Origin of the sequence: Streptomyces sp. NRRL F-5122 (assembly GCF_001507435.1) — a bacterium.
Lineage (GTDB): Bacteria > Actinomycetota > Actinomycetes > Streptomycetales > Streptomycetaceae > Streptomyces > Streptomyces lannensis.
The window spans coordinates 181,630-201,211 of the sequence record NZ_LMWH01000001.1 but is presented as its reverse complement, the minus strand read 5'-3'; the positions used below and the strand labels follow the sequence as shown (position 1 = coordinate 201,211).

Here is a 19,582-nt window from a genome sequence, read left to right as displayed (position 1 = left end):
ATGCCCTTCGCACGCCTCGCCTCAGCGACGACTCCCACCTGCCACATCGGCCTCGGCCTGGCCGCCGTCGGCCGCCCGGGCTACATCAACCTCGGCCGGGGTCAGGACCTGCCGCCCGTACGCAGTGTCGACGCGCTGCGCGGGCGCACCCATGAGCTGCTGGACGCCGCCTACGCCCAGGGCGTCCGCTACTTCGACGCCGCCCGCTCCTACGGCCGCGCGGAGGAGTTCCTCGCCGACTGGCTGCACGCCCGGCCCGCCGTCGACGACATCGTCGTCGGCAGCAAGTGGGGCTACACCTACACCGCCGACTGGAGCACCGACGCCGAGCAGCACGAGGTGAAGGACCACAGTGTCGCCACCTTCGAGCGGCAGCACGCCGAGACCGCGGCCCTGCTCGGCGACCGGCTCGATCTCTACCAGATCCACTCGCTGACCCCCGACAGTCCGGCTCTCACCGACAAGGAACTGCACGCAAGGCTCGCCGAGGCCGCGGCCGGTGGCGTCACGATCGGCTTCTCCACCAGCGGCCCGGGGCAGGCCGACACGATCCGCGCCGCGCTCGCCGTGACCGTCGACGGCGAACCCCTCTTCCGTACCGTCCAGTCCACGTACAACCTGCTGGAGACCTCGGCCGCCCCCGCGCTCGCAGAGGCCCACGACGCCGGGCTCACGGTGCTCGTCAAGGAGGGCATGGCCAACGGGCGGCTGGCCGGCGAGCGAGCGCCGCAGGCGCTGAGGGCGGTGGCCGCGGAGGCCTCCCTCGGCTGTGACGCGATCGCCCTGGCCGTCATCCTGCGCCGGCCCTGGGCCGGGGTGGTCCTCTCCGGAGCGGCCACGGTCGACCAGCTCGGCTCCAATCTGCACGCCACCGTCGCCGACCTCGACGAGGAACAGCTCGCGCGCCTGGAGACCCTCGCCGAGGACCCGGACACGTACTGGGAGCAGCGCGGGCAGCTGCCCTGGCACTGAGATCGGTCCGAGCAGGGACTCGATGAGACGTACGTGATTCTTGTGAGACGTTCACGTCTCACTTGGGCTATCGTTGTCTCATGGCTGTCGACCGAGACCATGTGCTGCGCAGTGCGGCCGCCCTGCTCACCCGCAAGTCCACCGCGACCATGGACGAGGTCGCCAGGGCTGCCGGGATCAGCCGGGCCACCCTGCACCGCCACTTCGCCGGACGCGACGCACTCGTACGGGCGCTGGAGGCGCTCGGCATCGAGGAGAGCGAGGCCGCGCTGGACGCAGCCCGGCTCGACGACGGTCCGGCCCGGGAGGCCCTGCGCCGGTTCGTGACCGAGATCGAGTCCGCCGCGGGGCTCCTCGCCTTCCTCTACACCGAGAACCAGCTCTTCGAGGGCGAGGCGCAGAACGAGGGCTGGTCCCGGATCGACGCCCGGATCGCCGCACTGTTCCGGCGCGGCCAGACAAGCGGTGAGTTCCGGATCGACCTCACCCCCGCGTGGCTCACCGAGGCCCTGTACGGACTGATGGCCTCCGGCGCCTGGGCCGTGGCCGAGGGGCGACTCGCCCCCAAGGACTTCACCTACATGATCGTCGAGCTGTTGCTCGGCGGCGCACTACGAAGAGAGGAACCATGACCAGCACCCTGCGGCACGAGGGTGCCCCCCGCAGTGGGGGAGAGGCCGCCGGCCCGGGACGGATCGCATCGCCGGGCGAGGGACGTCCGGGCCGGTGGCTCGCGCTCGCGGTCCTCGTCCTCGCCGTGCTGCTGGTCGCCGTCGACGCGACCGTGCTCGGCCTGGCCACCCCCTACATCAGCGAGGACCTGAAGCCCTCCGGCACCCAGCTCCTCTGGATCGGTGACGTCTACTCCTTCGTCATCGCCGGTCTGCTCGTCTCCATGGGCAGCCTGGGCGACCGCATCGGACGCAAGCGGATCCTGCTCGGGGGCGCCACCGCCTTCGGGCTGGTCTCCGTGCTCAACGCCTATGCCGCGACGCCGAGCATGATGATCCTGGCGCGTGCGCTACTGGGTGTCGCGGGAGCGACCCTGATGCCGGCCACGCTCGCCCTGATCCGCAACATCTTCCACGATCCGCGCGAGCGCAGCCTCGCCGTCGGCATCTGGGGCGCCACCGCCTCGGCAGGCACGGCGATCGGCCCGATCGTGGGCGGTTTCCTGCTCGAGCACTTCTGGTGGGGCTCCGTCTTCCTGATCAACGTGCCCGTGATGGTGGTCCTCGTCCTCGTCGGCATCAGGACCCTGCCCGAGTCCCGCAATCCGCGCCCCGGTCCGTGGGACCTGGCGAGCGTCGTGATGTCGCTCGTCGGCATGATCGGCGTCGTGTACGCCGTGAAGGAGGCGGCGGCCGAGGGGTTCACCTGGCCCGGCGCGGCCGCGGGCGCGCTCGGTGCCCTCGCACTGCACGGCTTCGTGCGCCGCCAGCTGACCCTGCCGGTGCCGCTGCTGGACATGCGGCTGTTCCGCCGCCGCGGGTTCAGCGGCGCCGTTCTCGCCGACCTGCTGACCATCCTCGGGATGTCCGGGCTGGTCTTCTTCCTCTCCCAGTTCCTGCAACTGGTGCAGGGCCGGCACCCGTTCGAGGCAGGCCTCGCCGAACTCCCGGCCGCCGTCGGCGCGGTCGCGGCGGGCCTGGTCGCGGGCACGGCGGCCAGGCGCTTCTCGGTGCGGGCCGTCGTCGCGAGCGGGCTGGCCGCGGTGGGGCTGGCGCTGGCCGCCCTCGCCGTGGTCGACCGGAGCACCGGTTATCCGCTCATCGGCGCCGCGCTGCTCGTGGTGGGGGTCGGCGCGGGCCTGTCGTTCACCGTGACCGCGGACGTCATCCTCTCCAGCGTGCCCAAGGATCAGGCGGGCGCCGCCTCCGCCGTCTCGGAAACGGCGTACGAGCTCGGCGCGGCACTGGGCATCGCCCTGCTCGGGTCGATCGTGACGGGCGTCTACCGCGGGTTCACCGGGCCTGCGGGCACTCCCGCCGCGGCGCACGAGTCGCTGGGCGGTGCCGTCGAGGTGGCGTCGCGGATGCCGTCGGGCACCGGCCGGGAACTCCTCGCCTCGGCCCGGGAGGCGTTCGTGGACGGCCTGGCGCTGGCGACGGGGGTCGGTGCCGCGGTGCTGCTGGCCACGGCGGTTGCTGCGTGGTTCCTGCTGCGCGGACAGCGGCTGGAGGGCTCCTCGTGACCACGGCCCCGCGCCCCGACGGGAGTGCGGGGCGAGCACGAGGTGCGGCTGCGCCGACGGACGGCTGCCCGGCGGCGGCCGGTGCTAGGCGGCCTTCGCCTTCGTGGCGTACATGTCGACGTACTCCTGGCCGGACAGCCGCATGACCTCGGTCATCACGGAGTCGGTCACGGCCCGCAGCACATAGCGATCCCGGTCCATCCCCTCGTAGCGGGAGAACTCCAGCGGCTCACCGAAGCGCACGGTCACCTTGCTGGGCCGGGGCATGCCCGCGCCTCCGGGCTGGATCTTGTCGGTGCCGATCATGGCGAAGGGGACCACGGGCGCGCCCGTCATCAGCGTCAGCCGGGCGATGCCGGTGCGCCCCCGGTACAGGCGGCCGTCGGGGGAACGCGTGCCCTCCGGGTAGATGCCGAAGACCCTGCCCTCCTCCAGGATCCGGCGGCCGGTCATCAGCGCCGCGACACCGCCCTTGCCGCCGTCGCGGTCGACCGGGATCATGCCGACGCCGGAGAAGAACCAGGCCATCAGCCGGCCCTTGAAGCCCTTGCCGGTGACGTACTCGTCCTTGCCGATGAAGAAGACCTGGCGGTCGCAGACCAGCGGCAGGATCATCGAGTCGATGAACGTCACGTGGTTGCCGGCCAGGATGACCGGGCCGTCACCCGGGATGCGCTCCGCGCCCTCCACCTGGGGGCGGAACATCAGGCGCATGATCGGTCCGAGCACTGCCTTGATGAGCGCGAAGCGGGACAACGGGCCCTCCGGTGTCAAGGGATTCGGTTGGAGTCTGTGCAGGTGAGGACGATACTCGCGATGCCCGCCATGCAGCACATCGGGTCACGCGGAGGATACGCGTCGTCGACGACTGTTTACCTGCGGTGGCGTCGTGTTGCACGTTCGTCATCCGCCGTACGGGTGTGACGAACCTCGCGCCGGCGAATGACGCGGCGTCATGTCGAGTGCCCCCCAAGGTGTTTCCCATGCAACCGGCAGGACGGCACCCGTCCGCCGCGCGTTTGTGCGGACGTCGCCCGGTCGTCACGGCCGCGCACCTACGATCGACCCGCTTCGACGGATGCGCCGGGAGGGTACTGATGGGGACGCAGGGGTCGTACGAGCAGGGACGAGGGACGGGACGGCGGGCGCTGCTCGGCGCCGCGGTGCTGGGGGCGGGCGGGGCGGTCCTCGGGCTGCCGGGTGCCGCGAGCGCGGACAGCCGCCACGGCGGCGGACTGAAGGGCCTGCCCGTGCCCACGATCATCGGTCACCGCGGGGCCAGCGGCTACCGGCCGGAGCACACCCTCGGCTCCTACCAGCTGGCCCTCGACATGGGCGCGGACATCGTGGAGGCCGGTGACCTGGTGCCGACCAAGGACGGGCACCTCGTGTGCCGGCACGAGCCGGAGATCGGCGGAACCACCGACGTCGCCGACCACCCGGAGTTCGCCGGCCGCAAGACCACCAAGGTCCTGGACGGCGTCCCCACCACCGGCTGGTTCACCGAGGACTTCACGCTCGCGGAGCTGAAGACCCTGCGCGCGATCGAGCGCATCCCCGCTACCCGCCAGCGCAACACGCTCTACAACGGCCGCTGGGAGATCCCCACCTTCGAGGAGGTGCTCCGCTGGCAGGACGAGCAGACCCGCAAGCGCGGCAAGCAGGTGTGGATCTACCCCGAGACCAAGCACCCCACCTACTTCCGCAAGCTGGGCCTCGGTCTCGAGGAGCGGCTGGCGACGATCCTGCGCCGGCACCGCAAGGACGGCAGGAACGCTCCGGTCATCGTCCAGTCGTTCGAGCCGACCAGCATCCAGCGACTGAACAAGCTCGTCGACAACCCGCTCGCCGTGCTCCTGTCCGCCGCGAACACCCGTCCCTGGGACTTCGTCGACGCGGGCGACCCGCGCACCGTCGCCGACCTCGTCACGCCCAAGGGCCTCAAGGAGATCGCGTCGTACGCGCAGGGCATCGGCCCGACGCTCGACCTGGTCATCCCGAAGGACGCGAGCGGCAACCTCACCAAGCCGTCCACGCTCGTCGCCGACGCGCACGCCGCGGGCCTGATCCTGCACCCGTACACCATGCGCAACGAGAACACCTTCCTGCCGGCGAACTTCGCGCGGGGCACGGACCCGACGGCCTACGGTGACGCCTTGGGGGCATTCAAGGCGTACTTCGCGACCGGCATCGACGGCGTCTTCACCGACAACGCCGACACCGGACTGCTCGCTCGCGAGGACTTCCTGCGCCGCTGAGCGGCGCCGACACGTCAACACATGATCGGCGCACCCCGGTTGGGGTGACTCTCGACCGCCCCGGCAACCCGTTGCCGGGGCGGCCGCGTCACGCCGCACATGACCCCCGAGATGCTCACGGCCCTGCGCCCCCTGCTCGTCGCCGAGGCCGTTGCCGAGGCCCACGCGTGCGGGATGGAGCCCGGCGACCTGGAACAGGCGGTGTGGCTTCGGCTTCTGGAGCGGCTGGCGGCGGACGGGCCGCCCGCGGACCCACCGGGCTGGCTGCGCCGGGCCGTTCGGTCCGAGGCGCGCCGCGGGCGCCGAACGACCCGTCTCGAACTGCCGTACCGCGCCGAGCCCGCCGACGACCGCCACCCCGGTCCGGAACAACAGGCGCTCATGGAGGCGGGCCGCCGGGCGCTGCACGCGGCGGTAGGCCGACTTCCCGGCCGGTGCCCCCGACTCGTGGCGGCGCTGCTGTCCTCACAGGACCCGACCTATCGGGAAATCGCGGGGGAGTTGGGTATCTCACAGGGCAGTCTCGGCCCGGAACGCTCCAAATGCCTGGGATGTCTACGGCGATTGCTTGCGGCGGAGGTTGCGGCCGGCGAACGGCGGGGATAGGAGTGAGGAACATACGGCGATCAGGTGAGCGGGAGGCGTGCGCACATGGGCATGAGCGTGACCATCTCTGTGGCGACCGAGCGGGATGCCGAGCAGATCTTCAGGTTGCAGTACCTGTGCTTCCAGAGCGAGGCCGCGCTCTACGGCAACTACCGCATCGACCCGCTCGTCCAGAGCCTCGACTCGGTCCGTGACGAGGTCGTCTCGGACTGCGTCTTCGTGGCGCGGCTGGGCGACGAGGTGGTCGGCTCGGTCCGCGGCAGCGTGACGGAGGACGGCGCGGCCTCCATCGGCAAGCTCTGTGTGCACCCGCGGCTCCAGGGCCACGGCATCGGCGCCCGGCTGCTGCGAGTGGCGGAGGAGGCGCTGGCGGAGGAGCGCGGCGCGAAGAGGTTCCGCCTCAGCACCGGCCACCGCAGCGAGGTCAGCCTCCGCCTGTACCGCCGCGTCGGCTACGAGCGGGTCGGCACCTCCCAGGGCGACGACGGCGTCCCGATGATCGTCCTGGAGAAGCAGGTGGGGGCGGGCTCGTACGCCACGACGGCCTAGAGGCCCGTCGCCGCCCTCCACCGCCTTGCAGCTGCACGCACCACCCCCCGGTCGGGTCGGCTGAAAGCCGCAGTCACTCTCGGTCGACCCGATCCGAACGACAGGTCCTAGCCGCGCGCAGCCGCCGGTGCCTGCTCCGCACGAGCCTTGCGGAGCCAGTACATCGCCGAGAGCGGCAGCAGCACGGGGATGAAGATGTACCCCATGCCGTAGTCCGACCACACGGTCGCGTCGGGGAAGGCCGACGGGTCCACCAATGTCCAGGTGCCGACCGTCAGCACCCCCACCAGTTCGGCGGCGCAGCACACGAACGCCGCCCTGCGGGCCGTCTCACCACCGCGGACCAGCGAGTAGGTGATGAAGCCGTAGACGACTCCGGCGACCGCGGAAAGCGAATACGCCAGCGGGGCCTGGTCGAACTGCGTGGAGATCTGGACTACCGAGCGCGACACAGCGCCGACGACCATCACGCCGTACAGCCAGACCAGCAGCATGCCCGGTCCCGCGATGAGCCGGGTCTTCGCCGGCTTCTCCTGCGTGGCCGCCATCTCAGCCTCCCCAGATGTCATAGAGCCGCACCTCGAGCACGGCGAGGACCACACCGCCGGCCGCCACCGTCACCGAACCCCACCGCGACCGCTCGGTGAGGGACATGAACCCCGCCGCGGGGATGCAGGCGAACGCCCCGAGCAGATACGCGACGAAGATCGTCGTGCCCTGCTCCGGCTTCTCGCCGCGCGCCAACTGCACGATGCCGACGATCAGCTGGATCACGGCCAGCAGCGTCACCACGGCCATGCCGATGAAGTGCCAGTCCTTCGTGGGCTGGTCGCGGTGGGCCGCCCAGCCGCACCAGGCGGCGAGCAGCAGCGCGGCGACGCCGGTCGCCAGCGTCAGGGCATCAAGCATGCCGCGACCCTATTACGGTCCAAAAGACCCGATGCGCTCGCCCCCGTCCTGCCTGCGTAGGGTCGAGGACATGAAGATCCATGCTGACGCGCTGCTGTTCGACAACGATGGGACGCTCGTCTCGTCCCTCGAGTCGGTCACGCGGTGCTGGACGCGATGGGTGCAGGAGTACGGGATCACCGCGGAGGCCTTCGGGAGCATCGCGCTCCATGGCCGTACGGCCATGGAGATAGCCGCCGACCTGCTGCCCGCCGACGTCGTCCCCGAAGCCGTCGCACGCATCGAGCTGCTGGAGGTCGAGGACGTGCCGAACGGGGGAGTGCAGCTGCTGCCGGGCACCCGGGAGTTCCTGGACGCGCTGCCGGCCGACCGCTGGGCCGTGGTCACCTCCGCCACGCGCCGCCTCGCCGAGGCCCGGCTCGAAGCCGTAGGCATCCGACCCAAGACCCTGGTCACCGCGGAGGACGTCACCCGCGGCAAGCCGGATCCCGAGCCCTACCTCCTCGCCGCCCGTGAGCTGGGCGTCGAGCCGTCCCGCTGCGTGGTCTTCGAGGACGCCCCGGCGGGACTGGCGGCGGCTCGCGCCGCCGGGATGACCACCGTGGCGTTGGCCACAACGCACCGCTCCCACGAGCTGGACGCCGATCTGGTGGTGAAGGACCTCTCGGCCTTGTCCGCACTGGTCACCGACCACGCGGTGGAGATCTCCGTACGCGGCTGACGCCGTCCACGGCTGTCCGCCATTCGGGCAGCCGTGGCATCTCCCCGCCGCCCGTCTGATTTACTTGGGCCCATGACCACGACGAGCAGCCGCACCCTTGCGACCGAGGCGACCATGACGCCCGGTGCTCGTTGTATGTGTCGAATGTGCGCCTGCTAGAGGGCCCCTGCACGACCCAGAGTCTCGCGCCCCGAAGCGAGCCCCCAGTGGCACGTCCGTACGCCCGTGTCGTACGTGACCCGGCCGCCCCCACCGCCTGAAGCGCCTGGGGGACCACACCCCGCGCACACGTTCTCCCCGGTTTCCATCGCCTTGGCGAGAACCGTGCCGCGTTCCCACGCATGCACCCGTGCCGGCGCACATCCACGCCCTGCACTCGACAGTGACGGAATCCCCAGTGATCACCACATCGGGCCTGACCAAGGTCTACCGCTCGCGCGGCCGCGAGGTGACCGCCCTAGACGGCGTCGACCTGCACGTACGCGAAGGCGAGGTGTACGGCGTCATCGGCCAGTCCGGCGCCGGGAAGTCCTCGCTCATCCGCTGCGTCAACCTCCTGGAACGCCCCACCTCCGGCACGGTCACCGTGGCCGGGCAGGACCTCACCGCGCTCGCCGGCCGCGGACCGCGCGCCGGCAGGGAACTGCGGCAGGCGCGCAGCCGAATCGGCATGGTCTTCCAGCACTTCAACCTGCTGTCGTCGCGCACCGTCCAGGACAACGTCGAGCTGCCGCTCGAAATCCTCGGCAAGTCCGGGAAGGAACGTTCCCGCAAGGCCCTGGAACTGCTGGACCTCGTCGGTCTCGCCGACAAGGCGGGCGTCTACCCGGCCCAGCTCTCCGGAGGGCAGAAGCAGCGTGTGGGGATCGCCCGCGCCCTCGCAGGCGACCCCAAGGTCCTGCTCTCCGACGAGGCGACCAGTGCCCTCGACCCGGAGACCACGCGGTCCATCCTCCAGTTGCTCCGCGACCTCAACCGGCAGCTCGGCCTGACCGTTCTGCTCATCACGCATGAGATGGACGTCGTCAAGACCATCTGCGACTCGGCCGCCCTCATGGACAGGGGCCGCATCGTCGAGTCCGGGACGGTCAGCGAACTGCTCGCCACCCCCGGCTCCGAACTGGCCGCCGCGCTCTTCCCGGTCGGCGGCGACGCGTCCGGCGACGACCGCACCGTCGTCGACGTCACCTTCCACGGCGACGCGGCCACCCAGCCGGTCGTCTCCCAGCTCGCGCGCACCTACAACATCGACATATCGATCCTCGGCGCCGCGATGGACACCGTCGGCGGCAAGCAGGTCGGCCGGATGCGTATCGAACTGCCGGGCCGCTACGAGGAGAACGTGGTGCCGATCGGCTTCCTGCGCGAGCAGGGCCTGCAGATCGACGTCCTCGACCGTGCGGAACCGCAGGCCGTGCCGGCGAAGGACGGTGCCAAGTGACCTGGTCCGAGATGCAGCCGCTGCTGTCCGAGGCCTCCGGCGACACCCTGTACATGGTCGGCTGGTCCACGGTCATCGCGGTGGTCGGCGGCCTCCCGCTCGGCGTCCTGCTCGTACTGACCGACCGGGGCGGACTCCTCCAGAACCTCGCCGCCAACAAGGTGATCGGGCAGGTCGTGAACATCGCCCGCTCGATGCCCTTCATCATCCTCATGGTCGCGCTGATGAGCTTCACCCGGACGATCACGGGGACCACGATCGGCCGCGAGGCCGCGATCGTGCCGCTGGCCATCGGCGCCATCCCGTTCTTCGCCCGCCTGGTCGAGACGGCCGTCCGGGAAGTGGACGGCGGACTGGTCGAAGCCGTGCAGGCGATGGGCGGCAACACCTGGACCGTGGTGCGCAAAGTCCTCGTACCCGAGGCCCTGCCCTCGCTGATCTCGTCCGCCACCACCACGGTGGTCGCCCTCATCGGCTATTCGGCGATGGCCGGCACGGTCGGCGCGGGCGGTCTCGGCGACATCGCCATCCGCTACGGCTATCAGCGCTTCGAGACACAGCTGATGTGGATCACCGTGGCGATCCTCGCCGTCGTCATCTCGCTCATCCAGTTCGCGGGCGACTACGCGGCCCGCGCGCTCCACCGCCGTGGCGGCGACTCGTCCGTCGCGCCCCGGCTGCGGCTGCTGAAGAACAGGACGCCCGCCACCGAGGCCATCGCCTCCGATGTGAACAGGGCCGCCTGAACCGCCCCCATCTCCCCGCTCGCACCGACGACGGGGTCGCACCACCCATAAGGAAAGGCACTTTTCGTGCGTAACACCGCCAAGATCACCACAGCCGTCCTCGCCGCCGGAGCCCTCACCTTCGGGCTCACCGCCTGCGGCTCCGGCGACAGCTCCTCCGCCTCCTCCGACTACAGCGGGCCGCTGGTCGTCGCCGCCAGCCCCACCCCGCACGCCGAGATCCTCGACTTCGTCAAGACGAACCTGGCGAAGAAGGCGGGCCTCGACCTGGAGGTCAAGGAGTTCACCGACTACGTCACGCCGAACACGGCCACCGAGGACGGCTCCGTCGGTGCCAACTACTTCCAGAACCAGCCGTACCTCGACGACTTCAACAAGAAGAACGGCACCCACATCGTGCCGGTCGTCACGGTCCATCTGGAGCCGCTCGGCCTGTACTCCCACAAGGTCGGCAAGGTCGATGAGCTGAAGAGCGGTGCGACCGTGGCCGTTCCGAACGACACGGTCAACGAGGCGCGGGCGCTCAAGCTGCTCGACGCCAACGGACTGATCAAGCTCAAGAGCGGCGTGGGCAGCGAGGCGACCCCCCGGGACATCACCGCGAACCCGAAGAACCTGAAGTTCAAGGAGCTGGAGGCGGCCCAGACCCCGCGCTCCCTGGACGACGTGGACGCCGCGGTGATCAACGGCAACTACGCCATCTCCTCGGGTCTCAAGCCCGCCAAGGACGCTCTTGTCCTTGAGTCCTCCGAGAACAACCCGTACGGCAACTTCCTTGCAGTCAAGAAGGGCAACGAGAAGGACCCGCGCGTGAAGAAGCTCGCCAAGCTCCTCACCTCGCCCGAGGTGAAGAAGTTCATCGAGGACAAGTACCAAGGCTCGGTCGTCCCGTCCTTCTGATCCGGCCCGGCCGGCACCGGGAAACCCGCGGCGCCGCGCACGGGGTCCGTTCCGCACGGAGCGGACCCCGTGGTGCGGTTCGGTGCTTCCATGTTGCATGCTGGGCAGCTCAGCAGGCCATGACGGTTTCCGAAGGTTACGGAGCGGCGCAATGACGAGCACCTTCCCCAACGTCTCCATCAGTACGGAGCGGTTGGTACTGCGCCCTCTCGACGAGGACGACCTCCAGGCGCTGACCGAGATGATGAACGACGAGCTGGTCGGCGCCTGGACCGACGTGCCCCAGCCGTTCACCGAGCAGGGCGCCCGCACCTGGATCACCGAGTACGCGCCGGCGCAGCGGGAGGCGGGCCGCGGCCTCGACTTCGCGGTCACCGAGTTCATCACCCAGCGTCTGGTCGGCCTCGTCCAGCTGACCAAGACGAACTGGCACATCCGGTCCACCGAGCTGTCGTACATCGTCGCCCCGTGGGCGCGCGGCGAGGGCTATGCCTCCGAGGCCGCGCTCGCCACCGCCCAATGGCTCTTCGGGAACCAGGGGTTCGAGCGGATCGAACTGCGCACGGCAGCAGACAACACCGCCTCCCAGCAGGTCGCCCAGAAGATCGGCTGCATCAGCGAGGGCGTCCTGCGCAACGCCTGCATAGCGCACGTCCGCATCGAGGACGGCACCTGGACGGACGTACGGACCGATTTCATCGTGTGGAGCCTGCTGCCCGAGGACCTCGACGGGGTCAGCGAGGAACTGGCCGACACGGGTGGTTTCACATCGTTCTCGGACTGGAACTGACCTCGAGGGATTCTTCCCACCGGCCGGACCCGTGACGGGCACACCCGGCCGCACCGGGTAGTCTCACGGAGCCCGCCGTGCGGGCTGTCCCTGACGACCCGCAGAACCTCCTGGAGACTGACGACGATGGCCGACCGCGTCACGGTGATCGGCTGGGACGGCTCGCCGCTGACGGCTGCGGCGCGCTCCGCCCTCGGAGCCGCCACGCTCGTGGCCGGCGCGGCGCACCACCTCGCACTCCCCGAGGTGCCCGCGACGGCCGAACGCATCCGGCTGGGCAGCCTCGCCCTCGCCGCCCGCCGTATCGCAGCCCACCGAGGCACCGCCGTCGTCCTGGCGGACGGTGACCCCGGCTTCTTCGGCGTCGTACGCACCCTGCGCGCTCCCGAGTTCGGCCTCGAGGTCGAAGTCGTGCCGGCCGTCTCCGCGGTGGCCGCCGCCTTCGCACGCGCCGGTATGCCGTGGGACGACGCACAGGTGGTCGTCGCACACCCCCGCACCCTGCGCCGCGCGGTGAACGTGTGCAGGGCCCACACCAAAGTCGCGGTCCTCACCTCACCGGGCGCCGGACCGGCCGAGCTGGGCCTGCTGCTCGAAGGGGTCCACCGCACCTTCGTCATCTGCGAGGAGCTCGGCACCGACCGCGAGCAGGTCACGGTCGTGACCTCGGACAAGGCGGCCGACCACACCTGGCGCGACCCCAATGTCGTCATCGTCATCGGCGGACCCGTGACCGCGGTCGAAGGGGGCGGCTGGATCGCCGGCCGTGACCCGGGCGCCGAGCCGCGCGGCTGGGCGCTGCCCGCCGAGGCGTACGGCGGAGGGCTCGGCGAAGGCGAAACGGATCTGCTGCGTGCCGCCCAACTGGCCCGGCTGGGCCCACGGGTGGGCGACCTGGTGTGGGACATCGGCAGCGGCAGCGGGGCGTTCGCCGTGGAGGCCGCCCGCTGCGGGGCCGCCGTCATCGCCGTCGACCTCGACCCGGACGCCTGCGCCCGCACGACGGCGGCCGCCCGCACCTTCGGGGTACAGCTCCAGGTCGTCCAGGGCACGGCCCCGCACATCCTGGAGAACCTGCCCGAACCGGACGTCGTACGCGTCGGCGGCGGGGGGGCCGCGGTCGTCTCGGCCGTGGCGGACCGCCGCCCGCAGTGCATCGTCGCGCACGCCGCCACTCGCGACGAGGCCGAGCTCGTCGGCAGGGGCCTGTCGGAGCACGGCTACGAGGTCGAGTGCGCCCTGCTGCAGTCCGTCGAACTCGACACGCGGGCCTGGACGGAGAAGGAACGGAGCGTCGCGTTCCTGCTCAGCGGGCGATTGCCCGAACGCGCCCCGTGATCCTGTTGTCCTACCGGCGCGGTAGGCTGGCCGACCGTTGTACCGCACTTGGGTGATCCGGCACATCGTCAGCCAATGTCCGGAAAGCGCATCCCTTTTGGGGCATGGGTGGTACGGCGGAACCGGAGGGCGCGCAACGTGGCGCAGTCCACAGCGGGCCGTCGTGGATCAGGCTGACGCGGTGGACGGGTGACCGGAAGAATGCCGTTCAATGGCTTTGTCGTCATTGTTGGCGGGTCGTTCGTGCCGCTGGGCGCGGACGCTCGTTCTTCATTGCGGGCGGTCGGCGAGTCCTTCCGGGCGAGCTGGTCGTAGGAGCACTAAACCGATGGGCGAGGGATACGCATGACCGACACCGGCCAGGTCCCGGGCGAGGGACTGCCGGAGAACGCAGGCATGGTGGAACAGCCAGGCGTCCTCGCGCCGGGCGCGTACACCTACCTCGACCACTCCGACACCCCCGCCGAAGAGGACGACCTGCTCCTGATGCCCGGCCAGCAGGGCGCGTGGGGCAACGAGATGGCGCAGCCGGCGCCGGCTCCGTTCCCGCACGAGCCCGGCCCGCACGAGACGGCCGGCCGGGACAGCGGCTCGATCGACCTCGGCGCGGTCCGCGCGGCGGCCGCCGCGCCCGCGCCGCAGCGCCGTCCGCTGCACCTCGGGCCGCCCACCCCGGACGCCTCCTCGAGCCTGGTGCGTTCGCTCGCCGACCGTGGACCTGCGGGCGTTCCCATGCGCGCCTCCGGGCCGCCGACGACCGGCCCCGAGTACCTGGACGTGTCCCAGCTCGAGAACTCCCCCCAGGGCGCAGCACCGTGGGGCTCCTCGACGCAGACCCAGACCGTGCCGCCGGCCGTTCCCGAGGGGACGGCTGAAGAAACGGTCGTTCCCCCGGCGGCCCCCGAGCCGTTCCCCGCACCGGTCGCCCCCGACGCCGTGTCCGGGGTCGCCGAGGGCTCCGGCACGCTCCACGGACCGGGGACCCCGGCCGGTTCCCCGGCGTTCGAGACACCCGCGACGCCCGTCGGAGTCGAGGCGCAGTACTCCGCGGAAACACCGCACGACTCCTGGGGAGCGCAGGCGGCCGCGCCGTCCGTCCATCAGGTTCCGGACACCCCGCCCGTCGTCCCGATGCCCGTGACCGGGCTCGCCGCCGACGGCACGCCCGCCCACGGCACCCCGCACATCGGCGCCCCGGCGCCGGACGGGCCGATCGCCTCGGGCGCCGCCCGGGAAGCGGAGCCCGCGGTGGACTTCGCGCCGGACCCGCATCTCTCCGCCGCCGCACCCGTCGCGGAACCCGTGCAGCCCACGGGCGGCACCCCGTACGACGGCACACCCGCGCCCGTGACCGGGACCGGGGCGCTCCTGACCCCCGCCGACGCGCACACCCCCGCGTCCGGCGTCATGGTGCCGGCCGCGCACGTCCGGGCCGCGGCACAGCACACCCCGGCCCAGGGCATCGCTGCGCACGCACCGGCGTCCGAGCAGCCGGCCCCCGCGGCGGACGAGGCGCCGGTGCTCCCGGACGCCGGGGCGCAGTTCGCGCCGCCCGAGCCGCACGGCGCCGAGGAGGCGCAGCCCGCGTTCCCCGGGTCCGTCCGGGCCGTTCCCGTCGGCGTGTCCGTCGAGGCCGTGGCGCCGGGTGCCGTCGCCGTCCAGGCGTACGGCGAGCCGTCGCCCGGCGAACAGGCGCACGGTGAGCGGACACCCACCGGGCAGCACGCGACCGGTGAGCCGGTCGGCGAGCACGGCGTCGCGGCGGAGTTCGGGGCGGACCACTCACTGGGCCAGTTCGTCCCCGTCGACGGCATCGTGCCGACCACGCCGCACCTGGCCCCGACCCCGCCGCACGGACTGAGCGTGCCTCCGCTGCCGGACCAGGAGCAGCCGGCCGCCGAGGACCCCGCTCCGGCCTCGGCCGAGCAGGAGGAGCAGGCCGCCGCCCCGGCGCCGGAGGAACAGATCCTCGTCGTCCCCGCTCCCCGTGAGGGCGAGTCGGCCGTCCCGGAGCCGCCGGTCGCGGAATCGGGGCCCGTGGCAGCACAACAGGCGGAGGACCTGGACACCAGGGCCGCCGAGCAGGAAGAGAGCACGGCCGCAGTGGAAGACGTACAGGAGTCCACCGGCCCGGCGGCGCCCGGATTCGACGACGCCGAGCGTGAGGCGGTGCTGCGCGTGATGCGCGAGCGCCGTGACATCCGCAACGGCTTCCGCAGCGACCCCATCCCGCACGAGGTGCTGCTGCGCGTGCTGGAGGCCGCCCACACGGCGCCTTCGGTGGGGCACTCCCAGCCGTGGGACTTCGTCGTCATCCGCTCGGCCGAAACCCGCCGCAGCATGCACGAACTGGCACAGCGTCAGCGTGAGGCCTATGCCAAGTCGCTGCCCAAGGGCCGGGCGAAGCAGTTCAAGGAACTGAAGATCGAGGCCATCCTCGACACGCCGGTGAACATCGTCGTCACCGCCGACCCGACACGGGGCGGCCGCCACACGCTCGGCCGGCACACCCAGCCGCAGATGGCCCCGTACTCCTCCGCGCTCGCCGTCGAGAACCTCTGGCTCGCCGCCCGTGCCGAAGGCCTCGGTGTCGGCTGGGTCAGCTTCTTCGACGAGCGTGAGATGGTCCGCGCCCTCGGACTGCCCGAGCACCTGGAGATCGTCGCCTATCTGTGCGTGGGATACGTCGACGAGTTCCCCGAGGAGCCCGAGCTGATGCAGGCGGGCTGGTCCAAGCGCCGTCCCCTGTCCTGGGTCGTGCACGAGGAGACGTACGGCCGCCGGGCACTGCCCGGCGAGGAGCCGCACGACCTGCTCGCCGAGACCGTGGCGGGCATCCGTCCACTGGACGCCAAGGCCCTCGGCGAGGCCTGGGAGCGGCAGAAGCGCATGACCAAGCCCGCGGGCGCGCTCGGCATGCTGGAGATCATCTCCGCACAGCTGTCCGGCCTGTCCCGGCAGTGCCCGCCGCCGATCCCGGAGCCCGCCGCCGTCGCGATCTTCGCCGGTGACCACGGGGTGCACGCCCAGGGCGTCACCCCCTGGCCGCAGGAGGTCACCGGTCAGATGGTGGCCAACTTCCTCGGCGGCGGCGCGGTCTGCAACGCCTTCGCCAACCAGGTGGGCGCCGAGGTCTGCATCGTCGACGTGGGCGTGGCCTCCGACCTGCCGGCGACCCCTGGTCTTCTGCCGCGCAAGGTCCGCGCGGGCACGGCGGACATGACGACCGGCCCCGCGCTCACCCGCGAGGAGGTCAAGCAGGCGATCGAGGTCGGCATCGAGACGGCCCGCGACCTCGTGGCGGCCGGCAACAAGGCGCTGCTGACAGGTGAGATGGGCATCGCGAACACGACGGCCTCGGCCGCCCTGATCGCGGTCTTCACGGACACCGACCCCTCCGAGGTGACCGGCCGCGGGACGGGCATCAACGACGAGACGCTGGCCCGCAAGACCGAGGTCGTGCGCCGCGCCATCGAACTGCACCAGCCCGACCCGGCCGATCCGATCGGCGTGCTCGCCGCGTTCGGCGGTCTGGAACACGCGGCGATGGTGGGCCTGCTGCTCGGCGGCGCGTCCCTGCGCACACCGGTGATCCTCGACGGTGTCAGCGCGGGAGCCGCCGCTCTGGTGGCCCGAGCGATCGCGCCCGAGGTCCTTGCGGCGTGCATCGCGGGCCACCGCAGCGCGGAGCCCGGTCATGTCGCCGCCCTCAACAAGCTGGGTCTGCGTCCTCTGGTCGACCTGGACCTGCGTCTGGGCGAGGGGACCGGAGCGCTCCTCGCGCTGCCGCTCGTGCAGAGCTCCGCGCGGGCGATGCACGAGGTGGCGACGTTCGACTCGGCAGGGGTGACCGAGAAGTAGGCGGGGACGGGACCCGGGCGCCGGGCCCGGGTTCCCCGCGATCCGTCCCGGTCCTGTCCACCGGGCGCACCCACCTGCGCCATCCGGCCGGGCCGAACGTAAAATTCCCACGTCAGGGCCGCTCCAAAGGCGTAGGGGCCGTCTTCCGCATCGCCTGGACGAGGAGCCGTACCGCCATGGCCGAACACCCCCCTTACCCCGTAGGGCTCCGTCTCTCCGGTCGTCGTGTGGTCGTTCTCGGCGGCGGCCAGGTCGCCCAGCGCCGACTTCCGGCCCTGATCGCGGCGGGCGCCGACGTACTGCTCGTGTCACCTGAGGCGACACCCTCGGTCGAGGCCATGGCGGACGCGGGAGAGATCACTTGGCTGAGGCGCCCGTTCCGGCCCGGGGATCTGGAGGGGGCCTGGTACGCCCTGATCGCCAGCAGTGATCCCGAGGCCAACGCCGCCGCCTCAGCCGAGGCCGAGCGCCACCGTGTGTGGTGCGTGCGCTCCGACGACGCCGACGCGGCCACCGCCTGGACCCCGGCGACCGGTCACAGCGAAGGCGTCACCGTCGCCGTCCTCACCACCGCCGCGAAGGGCCGCGACCCGCGGCACACCGCCGCCATCCGCGACGCCGTCGTCGAGGGCCTGCGCGCCGGCACGCTCGTCGCACCGCACCACCGCACCCGCACCCCCGGTGTCGCGCTGGTCGGGGGCGGCCCCGGCGACCCGGACCTGATCACGGTCCGCGGCCGCCGCCTGCTCGCCGAGGCCGACGTGGTCATCGCGGACCGCCTCGGTCCTCGTGATCTCCTCGCCGAACTCCCGCCGCACGTCGAGGTGATCGACGCGGCGAAGATCCCGTACGGCCGTGCCATGGCCCAGGAGGCCATCAACGACGCCCTGATCGAGCACGCCCGGCAGGGCAGGTCGGTCGTGCGGCTCAAGGGCGGGGACCCGTTCGTCTTCGGCCGCGGCATGGAGGAGGTGCAGGCGCTCGCCGAGGCGGGCATCTCCTGCACGGTGGTTCCCGGCATCTCCAGTTCGATCTCGGTGCCGGGCGCGGCCGGCATCCCGGTCACCCACCGGGGTGTCGCACACGAGTTCACGGTGGTCAGCGGCCATGTCGCTCCGGACGACGAGCGGTCCCTGGTCGACTGGCCCTCCCTTGCCCGGCTCACCGGCACGCTGGTGATCCTCATGGGCGTCGACAAGATCGGGAAGATCGCCGAGACGCTCGTCGGCCACGGCAAGGCCGCCGACACCCCGGTCGCCCTGGTCCAGGAAGGCACGACGGCGGCCCAGCGCCGCGTCGACGCCACCCTCGCCACGGTCGCCGCAACCGTGCGGGCCGAGGGCGTGAAGCCGCCGGCCGTCATCGTCATCGGCGAGGTCGTGAAGGCCGCTCCGCGGCCTGTCGAGTAACCCGGGGTAACCCGGCCCGTTCCAGCCGTTGGCACCACTCCCAGGACAAGGCAGTATCACCCTGTGGCCGATCTCATCACCGTTGAGGACCCCGACGACCCGCGCCTCGGCGACTACACGGGTCTGACCGATGTGGAGTTGCGCCGCAAGCGCGAACCCGCCGAGGGCCTGTTCATCGCCGAGGGCGAGAAGGTCATCAGACGCGCCAAGGACGCCGGCTACGAGATGCGCTCCATGCTGCTCTCCGCCAAGTGGGTCGACGTCATGCGGGACGTCATCGACGAGCTCCCGGCGCCGGTGTACGCCGTCAGCCCGGAACTCGCCGAGCAGGTCACCGGCTACCACGTCCACCGTGGCGCGCTCGCCTCGATGCAGCGCAGACCACTGCCGACGGCGGACGAGCTCCTGTCCACCGCCCGTCGTGTGGTGGTCATGGAATCCGTGAACGACCACACCAATATCGGCGCCATCTTCCGCTCCGCCGCGGCCCTCGGGATGGATGCGGTCCTGCTGTCGCCCGACTGCGCCGACCCGCTCTACCGCCGCAGCGTGAAGGTCTCCATGGGCGCGGTCTTCTCGGTGCCGTACGCACGCCTCGAGACCTGGCCCAAGGGCCTGGAGTCGGTGCGCGAGGCCGGATTCGCGCTGCTCGCCCTCACCCCCGACGAGAAGGCCAAGACCCTCGACGAGACCGCGCCGCACAAGATGGAGCGGGTCGCGCTGATGCTCGGCGCGGAGGGCGACGGTCTGTCCACGCAGGCGCTGGTCGCCGCGGACGAATGGGTGCGCATCCCCATGGCGCACGGGGTCGACTCACTCAATGTGGGAGCGGCGGCGGCCGTCGCCTTCTACGCGGTGGCCACCGGTCGCCCCCTGCCCTGAGGAGGA

General features: G+C 71.5%; 18 protein-coding genes. 15 read left to right on the top strand and 3 right to left on the bottom strand.

Annotated elements, in window-relative coordinates:
* From ADL25_RS00920 to ADL25_RS00910, 3 genes are all read left to right on the top strand, one after another.
* The gene (locus ADL25_RS00920; RefSeq protein WP_059125615.1) at nt 1–972 is read left to right on the top strand and encodes an aldo/keto reductase; all 972 of its coding nucleotides are present in this window, start codon (nt 1–3) and stop codon (nt 970–972) included.
* An 80-nt stretch (nt 973–1,052) separates the two neighbouring features.
* Nucleotides 1,053–1,604 carry a TetR/AcrR family transcriptional regulator gene (locus tag ADL25_RS00915; RefSeq protein WP_059125614.1) on the top strand — a complete coding sequence of 184 codons (552 nt, stop codon included), beginning with the start codon at nt 1,053–1,055 and terminating at the stop codon, nt 1,602–1,604.
* A complete protein-coding gene (locus ADL25_RS00910) occupies nt 1,601–3,166 on the top strand; it encodes an MFS transporter (RefSeq protein WP_059125613.1) in 1,566 nt (521 codons plus the stop codon). Before ADL25_RS00915 ends, ADL25_RS00910 begins: the two co-directional genes overlap by 4 nt.
* Before the next feature lie 84 nt (nt 3,167–3,250).
* Here ADL25_RS00910 and ADL25_RS00905 read toward each other — a convergent pair whose 3' ends face one another.
* Nucleotides 3,251–3,940: a lysophospholipid acyltransferase family protein gene (locus tag ADL25_RS00905; RefSeq protein WP_079050102.1), complete on the bottom strand. Its 690-nt coding sequence runs from the start codon at nt 3,938–3,940 to the stop codon at nt 3,251–3,253.
* Between the two features lie 323 nt (nt 3,941–4,263).
* Here ADL25_RS00905 and ADL25_RS00900 point away from each other — a divergent pair, with 323 nt between their 5' ends.
* The 3 genes from ADL25_RS00900 (at nt 4,264) to ADL25_RS00890 (ending at nt 6,579) form a co-directional block, all read left to right on the top strand.
* On the top strand, nt 4,264–5,424 hold the full coding sequence (locus tag ADL25_RS00900; protein ID WP_059125611.1) for a glycerophosphodiester phosphodiesterase: 1,161 nt from the start codon (nt 4,264–4,266) through the stop codon (nt 5,422–5,424).
* Nucleotides 5,425–5,523: 99 nt separating this feature from the next.
* Complete coding sequence (locus tag ADL25_RS00895; protein ID WP_059125610.1) at nt 5,524–6,030, top strand: RNA polymerase sigma factor; 507 nt, start codon at nt 5,524–5,526, stop codon at nt 6,028–6,030.
* Between the two features lie 45 nt (nt 6,031–6,075).
* On the top strand, nt 6,076–6,579 hold the full coding sequence (locus tag ADL25_RS00890; RefSeq protein WP_059125609.1) for a GNAT family N-acetyltransferase: 504 nt from the start codon (nt 6,076–6,078) through the stop codon (nt 6,577–6,579).
* A gap of 107 nt (nt 6,580–6,686) precedes the next feature.
* Here the strand turns inward: ADL25_RS00890 and ADL25_RS00885 are convergent, their stop codons facing one another.
* Together ADL25_RS00885 and ADL25_RS00880 are read right to left on the bottom strand one after the other, a co-directional pair.
* Entirely contained in the window at nt 6,687–7,127 is a 441-nt protein-coding gene (locus tag ADL25_RS00885) for a hypothetical protein (protein WP_059125608.1), read from the bottom strand.
* A 1-nt stretch (nt 7,128) separates the two neighbouring features.
* Nucleotides 7,129–7,488 carry a hypothetical protein gene (locus ADL25_RS00880; RefSeq protein WP_059125607.1) on the bottom strand — a complete coding sequence of 120 codons (360 nt, stop codon included), beginning with the start codon at nt 7,486–7,488 and terminating at the stop codon, nt 7,129–7,131.
* 70 nt (nt 7,489–7,558) lie between these two features.
* On the opposite strand from ADL25_RS00880, the gene ADL25_RS00875 reads away from it, so the two are divergent.
* From ADL25_RS00875 to ADL25_RS00835, 9 genes are all read left to right on the top strand, one after another.
* Entirely contained in the window at nt 7,559–8,209 is a 651-nt protein-coding gene (locus ADL25_RS00875; protein WP_059125606.1) for an HAD-IA family hydrolase, read from the top strand.
* A gap of 397 nt (nt 8,210–8,606) precedes the next feature.
* Nucleotides 8,607–9,650: a methionine ABC transporter ATP-binding protein gene (locus tag ADL25_RS00870; protein WP_059125605.1), complete on the top strand. Its 1,044-nt coding sequence runs from the start codon at nt 8,607–8,609 to the stop codon at nt 9,648–9,650.
* Complete coding sequence (locus ADL25_RS00865) at nt 9,647–10,396, top strand: methionine ABC transporter permease (RefSeq protein ID WP_059125604.1); 750 nt, start codon at nt 9,647–9,649, stop codon at nt 10,394–10,396. Before ADL25_RS00870 ends, ADL25_RS00865 begins: the two co-directional genes overlap by 4 nt.
* A gap of 66 nt (nt 10,397–10,462) precedes the next feature.
* Complete coding sequence (locus tag ADL25_RS00860; RefSeq protein ID WP_059125603.1) at nt 10,463–11,296, top strand: MetQ/NlpA family ABC transporter substrate-binding protein; 834 nt, start codon at nt 10,463–10,465, stop codon at nt 11,294–11,296.
* Between the two features lie 151 nt (nt 11,297–11,447).
* Entirely contained in the window at nt 11,448–12,086 is a 639-nt protein-coding gene (locus tag ADL25_RS00855; protein ID WP_059125602.1) for a GNAT family N-acetyltransferase, read from the top strand.
* Between the two features lie 126 nt (nt 12,087–12,212).
* Entirely contained in the window at nt 12,213–13,424 is a 1,212-nt protein-coding gene (cbiE, locus tag ADL25_RS00850; protein WP_059125601.1) for a precorrin-6y C5,15-methyltransferase (decarboxylating) subunit CbiE, read from the top strand.
* Nucleotides 13,425–13,769: 345 nt separating this feature from the next.
* Nucleotides 13,770–17,285, top strand: a complete 3,516-nt coding sequence (gene cobT, locus ADL25_RS00845) for a nicotinate-nucleotide--dimethylbenzimidazole phosphoribosyltransferase (protein ID WP_059125600.1) — start codon at nt 13,770–13,772, stop codon at nt 17,283–17,285.
* A 176-nt stretch (nt 17,286–17,461) separates the two neighbouring features.
* Entirely contained in the window at nt 17,462–18,694 is a 1,233-nt protein-coding gene (gene cobA, locus ADL25_RS00840; RefSeq protein WP_059125599.1) for a uroporphyrinogen-III C-methyltransferase, read from the top strand.
* A gap of 63 nt (nt 18,695–18,757) precedes the next feature.
* Entirely contained in the window at nt 18,758–19,576 is an 819-nt protein-coding gene (locus ADL25_RS00835; RefSeq protein ID WP_059125598.1) for a TrmH family RNA methyltransferase, read from the top strand.
* Nucleotides 19,577–19,582 lie beyond the last annotated feature (6 nt).

What these genes read in the sequence shown, in the direction of transcription:
- ADL25_RS00920 (WP_059125615.1), top strand. Translation starts at nt 1, where the DNA reads ATGCCCTTCGCACGCCTCGCCTCAGCGACGACTCCCACCTGCCACATC.
- ADL25_RS00915 (WP_059125614.1), top strand. Translation starts at nt 1,053, where the DNA reads ATGGCTGTCGACCGAGACCATGTGCTGCGCAGTGCGGCCGCCCTGCTC.
- ADL25_RS00910 (WP_059125613.1), top strand. Translation starts at nt 1,601, where the DNA reads ATGACCAGCACCCTGCGGCACGAGGGTGCCCCCCGCAGTGGGGGAGAG.
- ADL25_RS00900 (WP_059125611.1), top strand. Translation starts at nt 4,264, where the DNA reads ATGGGGACGCAGGGGTCGTACGAGCAGGGACGAGGGACGGGACGGCGG.
- ADL25_RS00895 (WP_059125610.1), top strand. Translation starts at nt 5,524, where the DNA reads ATGACCCCCGAGATGCTCACGGCCCTGCGCCCCCTGCTCGTCGCCGAG.
- ADL25_RS00890 (WP_059125609.1), top strand. Translation starts at nt 6,076, where the DNA reads ATGGGCATGAGCGTGACCATCTCTGTGGCGACCGAGCGGGATGCCGAG.
- ADL25_RS00885 (WP_059125608.1), bottom strand. Translation starts at nt 7,127, where the DNA reads ATGGCGGCCACGCAGGAGAAGCCGGCGAAGACCCGGCTCATCGCGGGA.
- ADL25_RS00880 (WP_059125607.1), bottom strand. Translation starts at nt 7,488, where the DNA reads ATGCTTGATGCCCTGACGCTGGCGACCGGCGTCGCCGCGCTGCTGCTC.
- ADL25_RS00875 (WP_059125606.1), top strand. Translation starts at nt 7,559, where the DNA reads ATGAAGATCCATGCTGACGCGCTGCTGTTCGACAACGATGGGACGCTC.
- ADL25_RS00855 (WP_059125602.1), top strand. Translation starts at nt 11,448, where the DNA reads ATGACGAGCACCTTCCCCAACGTCTCCATCAGTACGGAGCGGTTGGTA.
- cbiE (WP_059125601.1), top strand. Translation starts at nt 12,213, where the DNA reads ATGGCCGACCGCGTCACGGTGATCGGCTGGGACGGCTCGCCGCTGACG.
- cobT (WP_059125600.1), top strand. Translation starts at nt 13,770, where the DNA reads ATGACCGACACCGGCCAGGTCCCGGGCGAGGGACTGCCGGAGAACGCA.
- cobA (WP_059125599.1), top strand. Translation starts at nt 17,462, where the DNA reads ATGGCCGAACACCCCCCTTACCCCGTAGGGCTCCGTCTCTCCGGTCGT.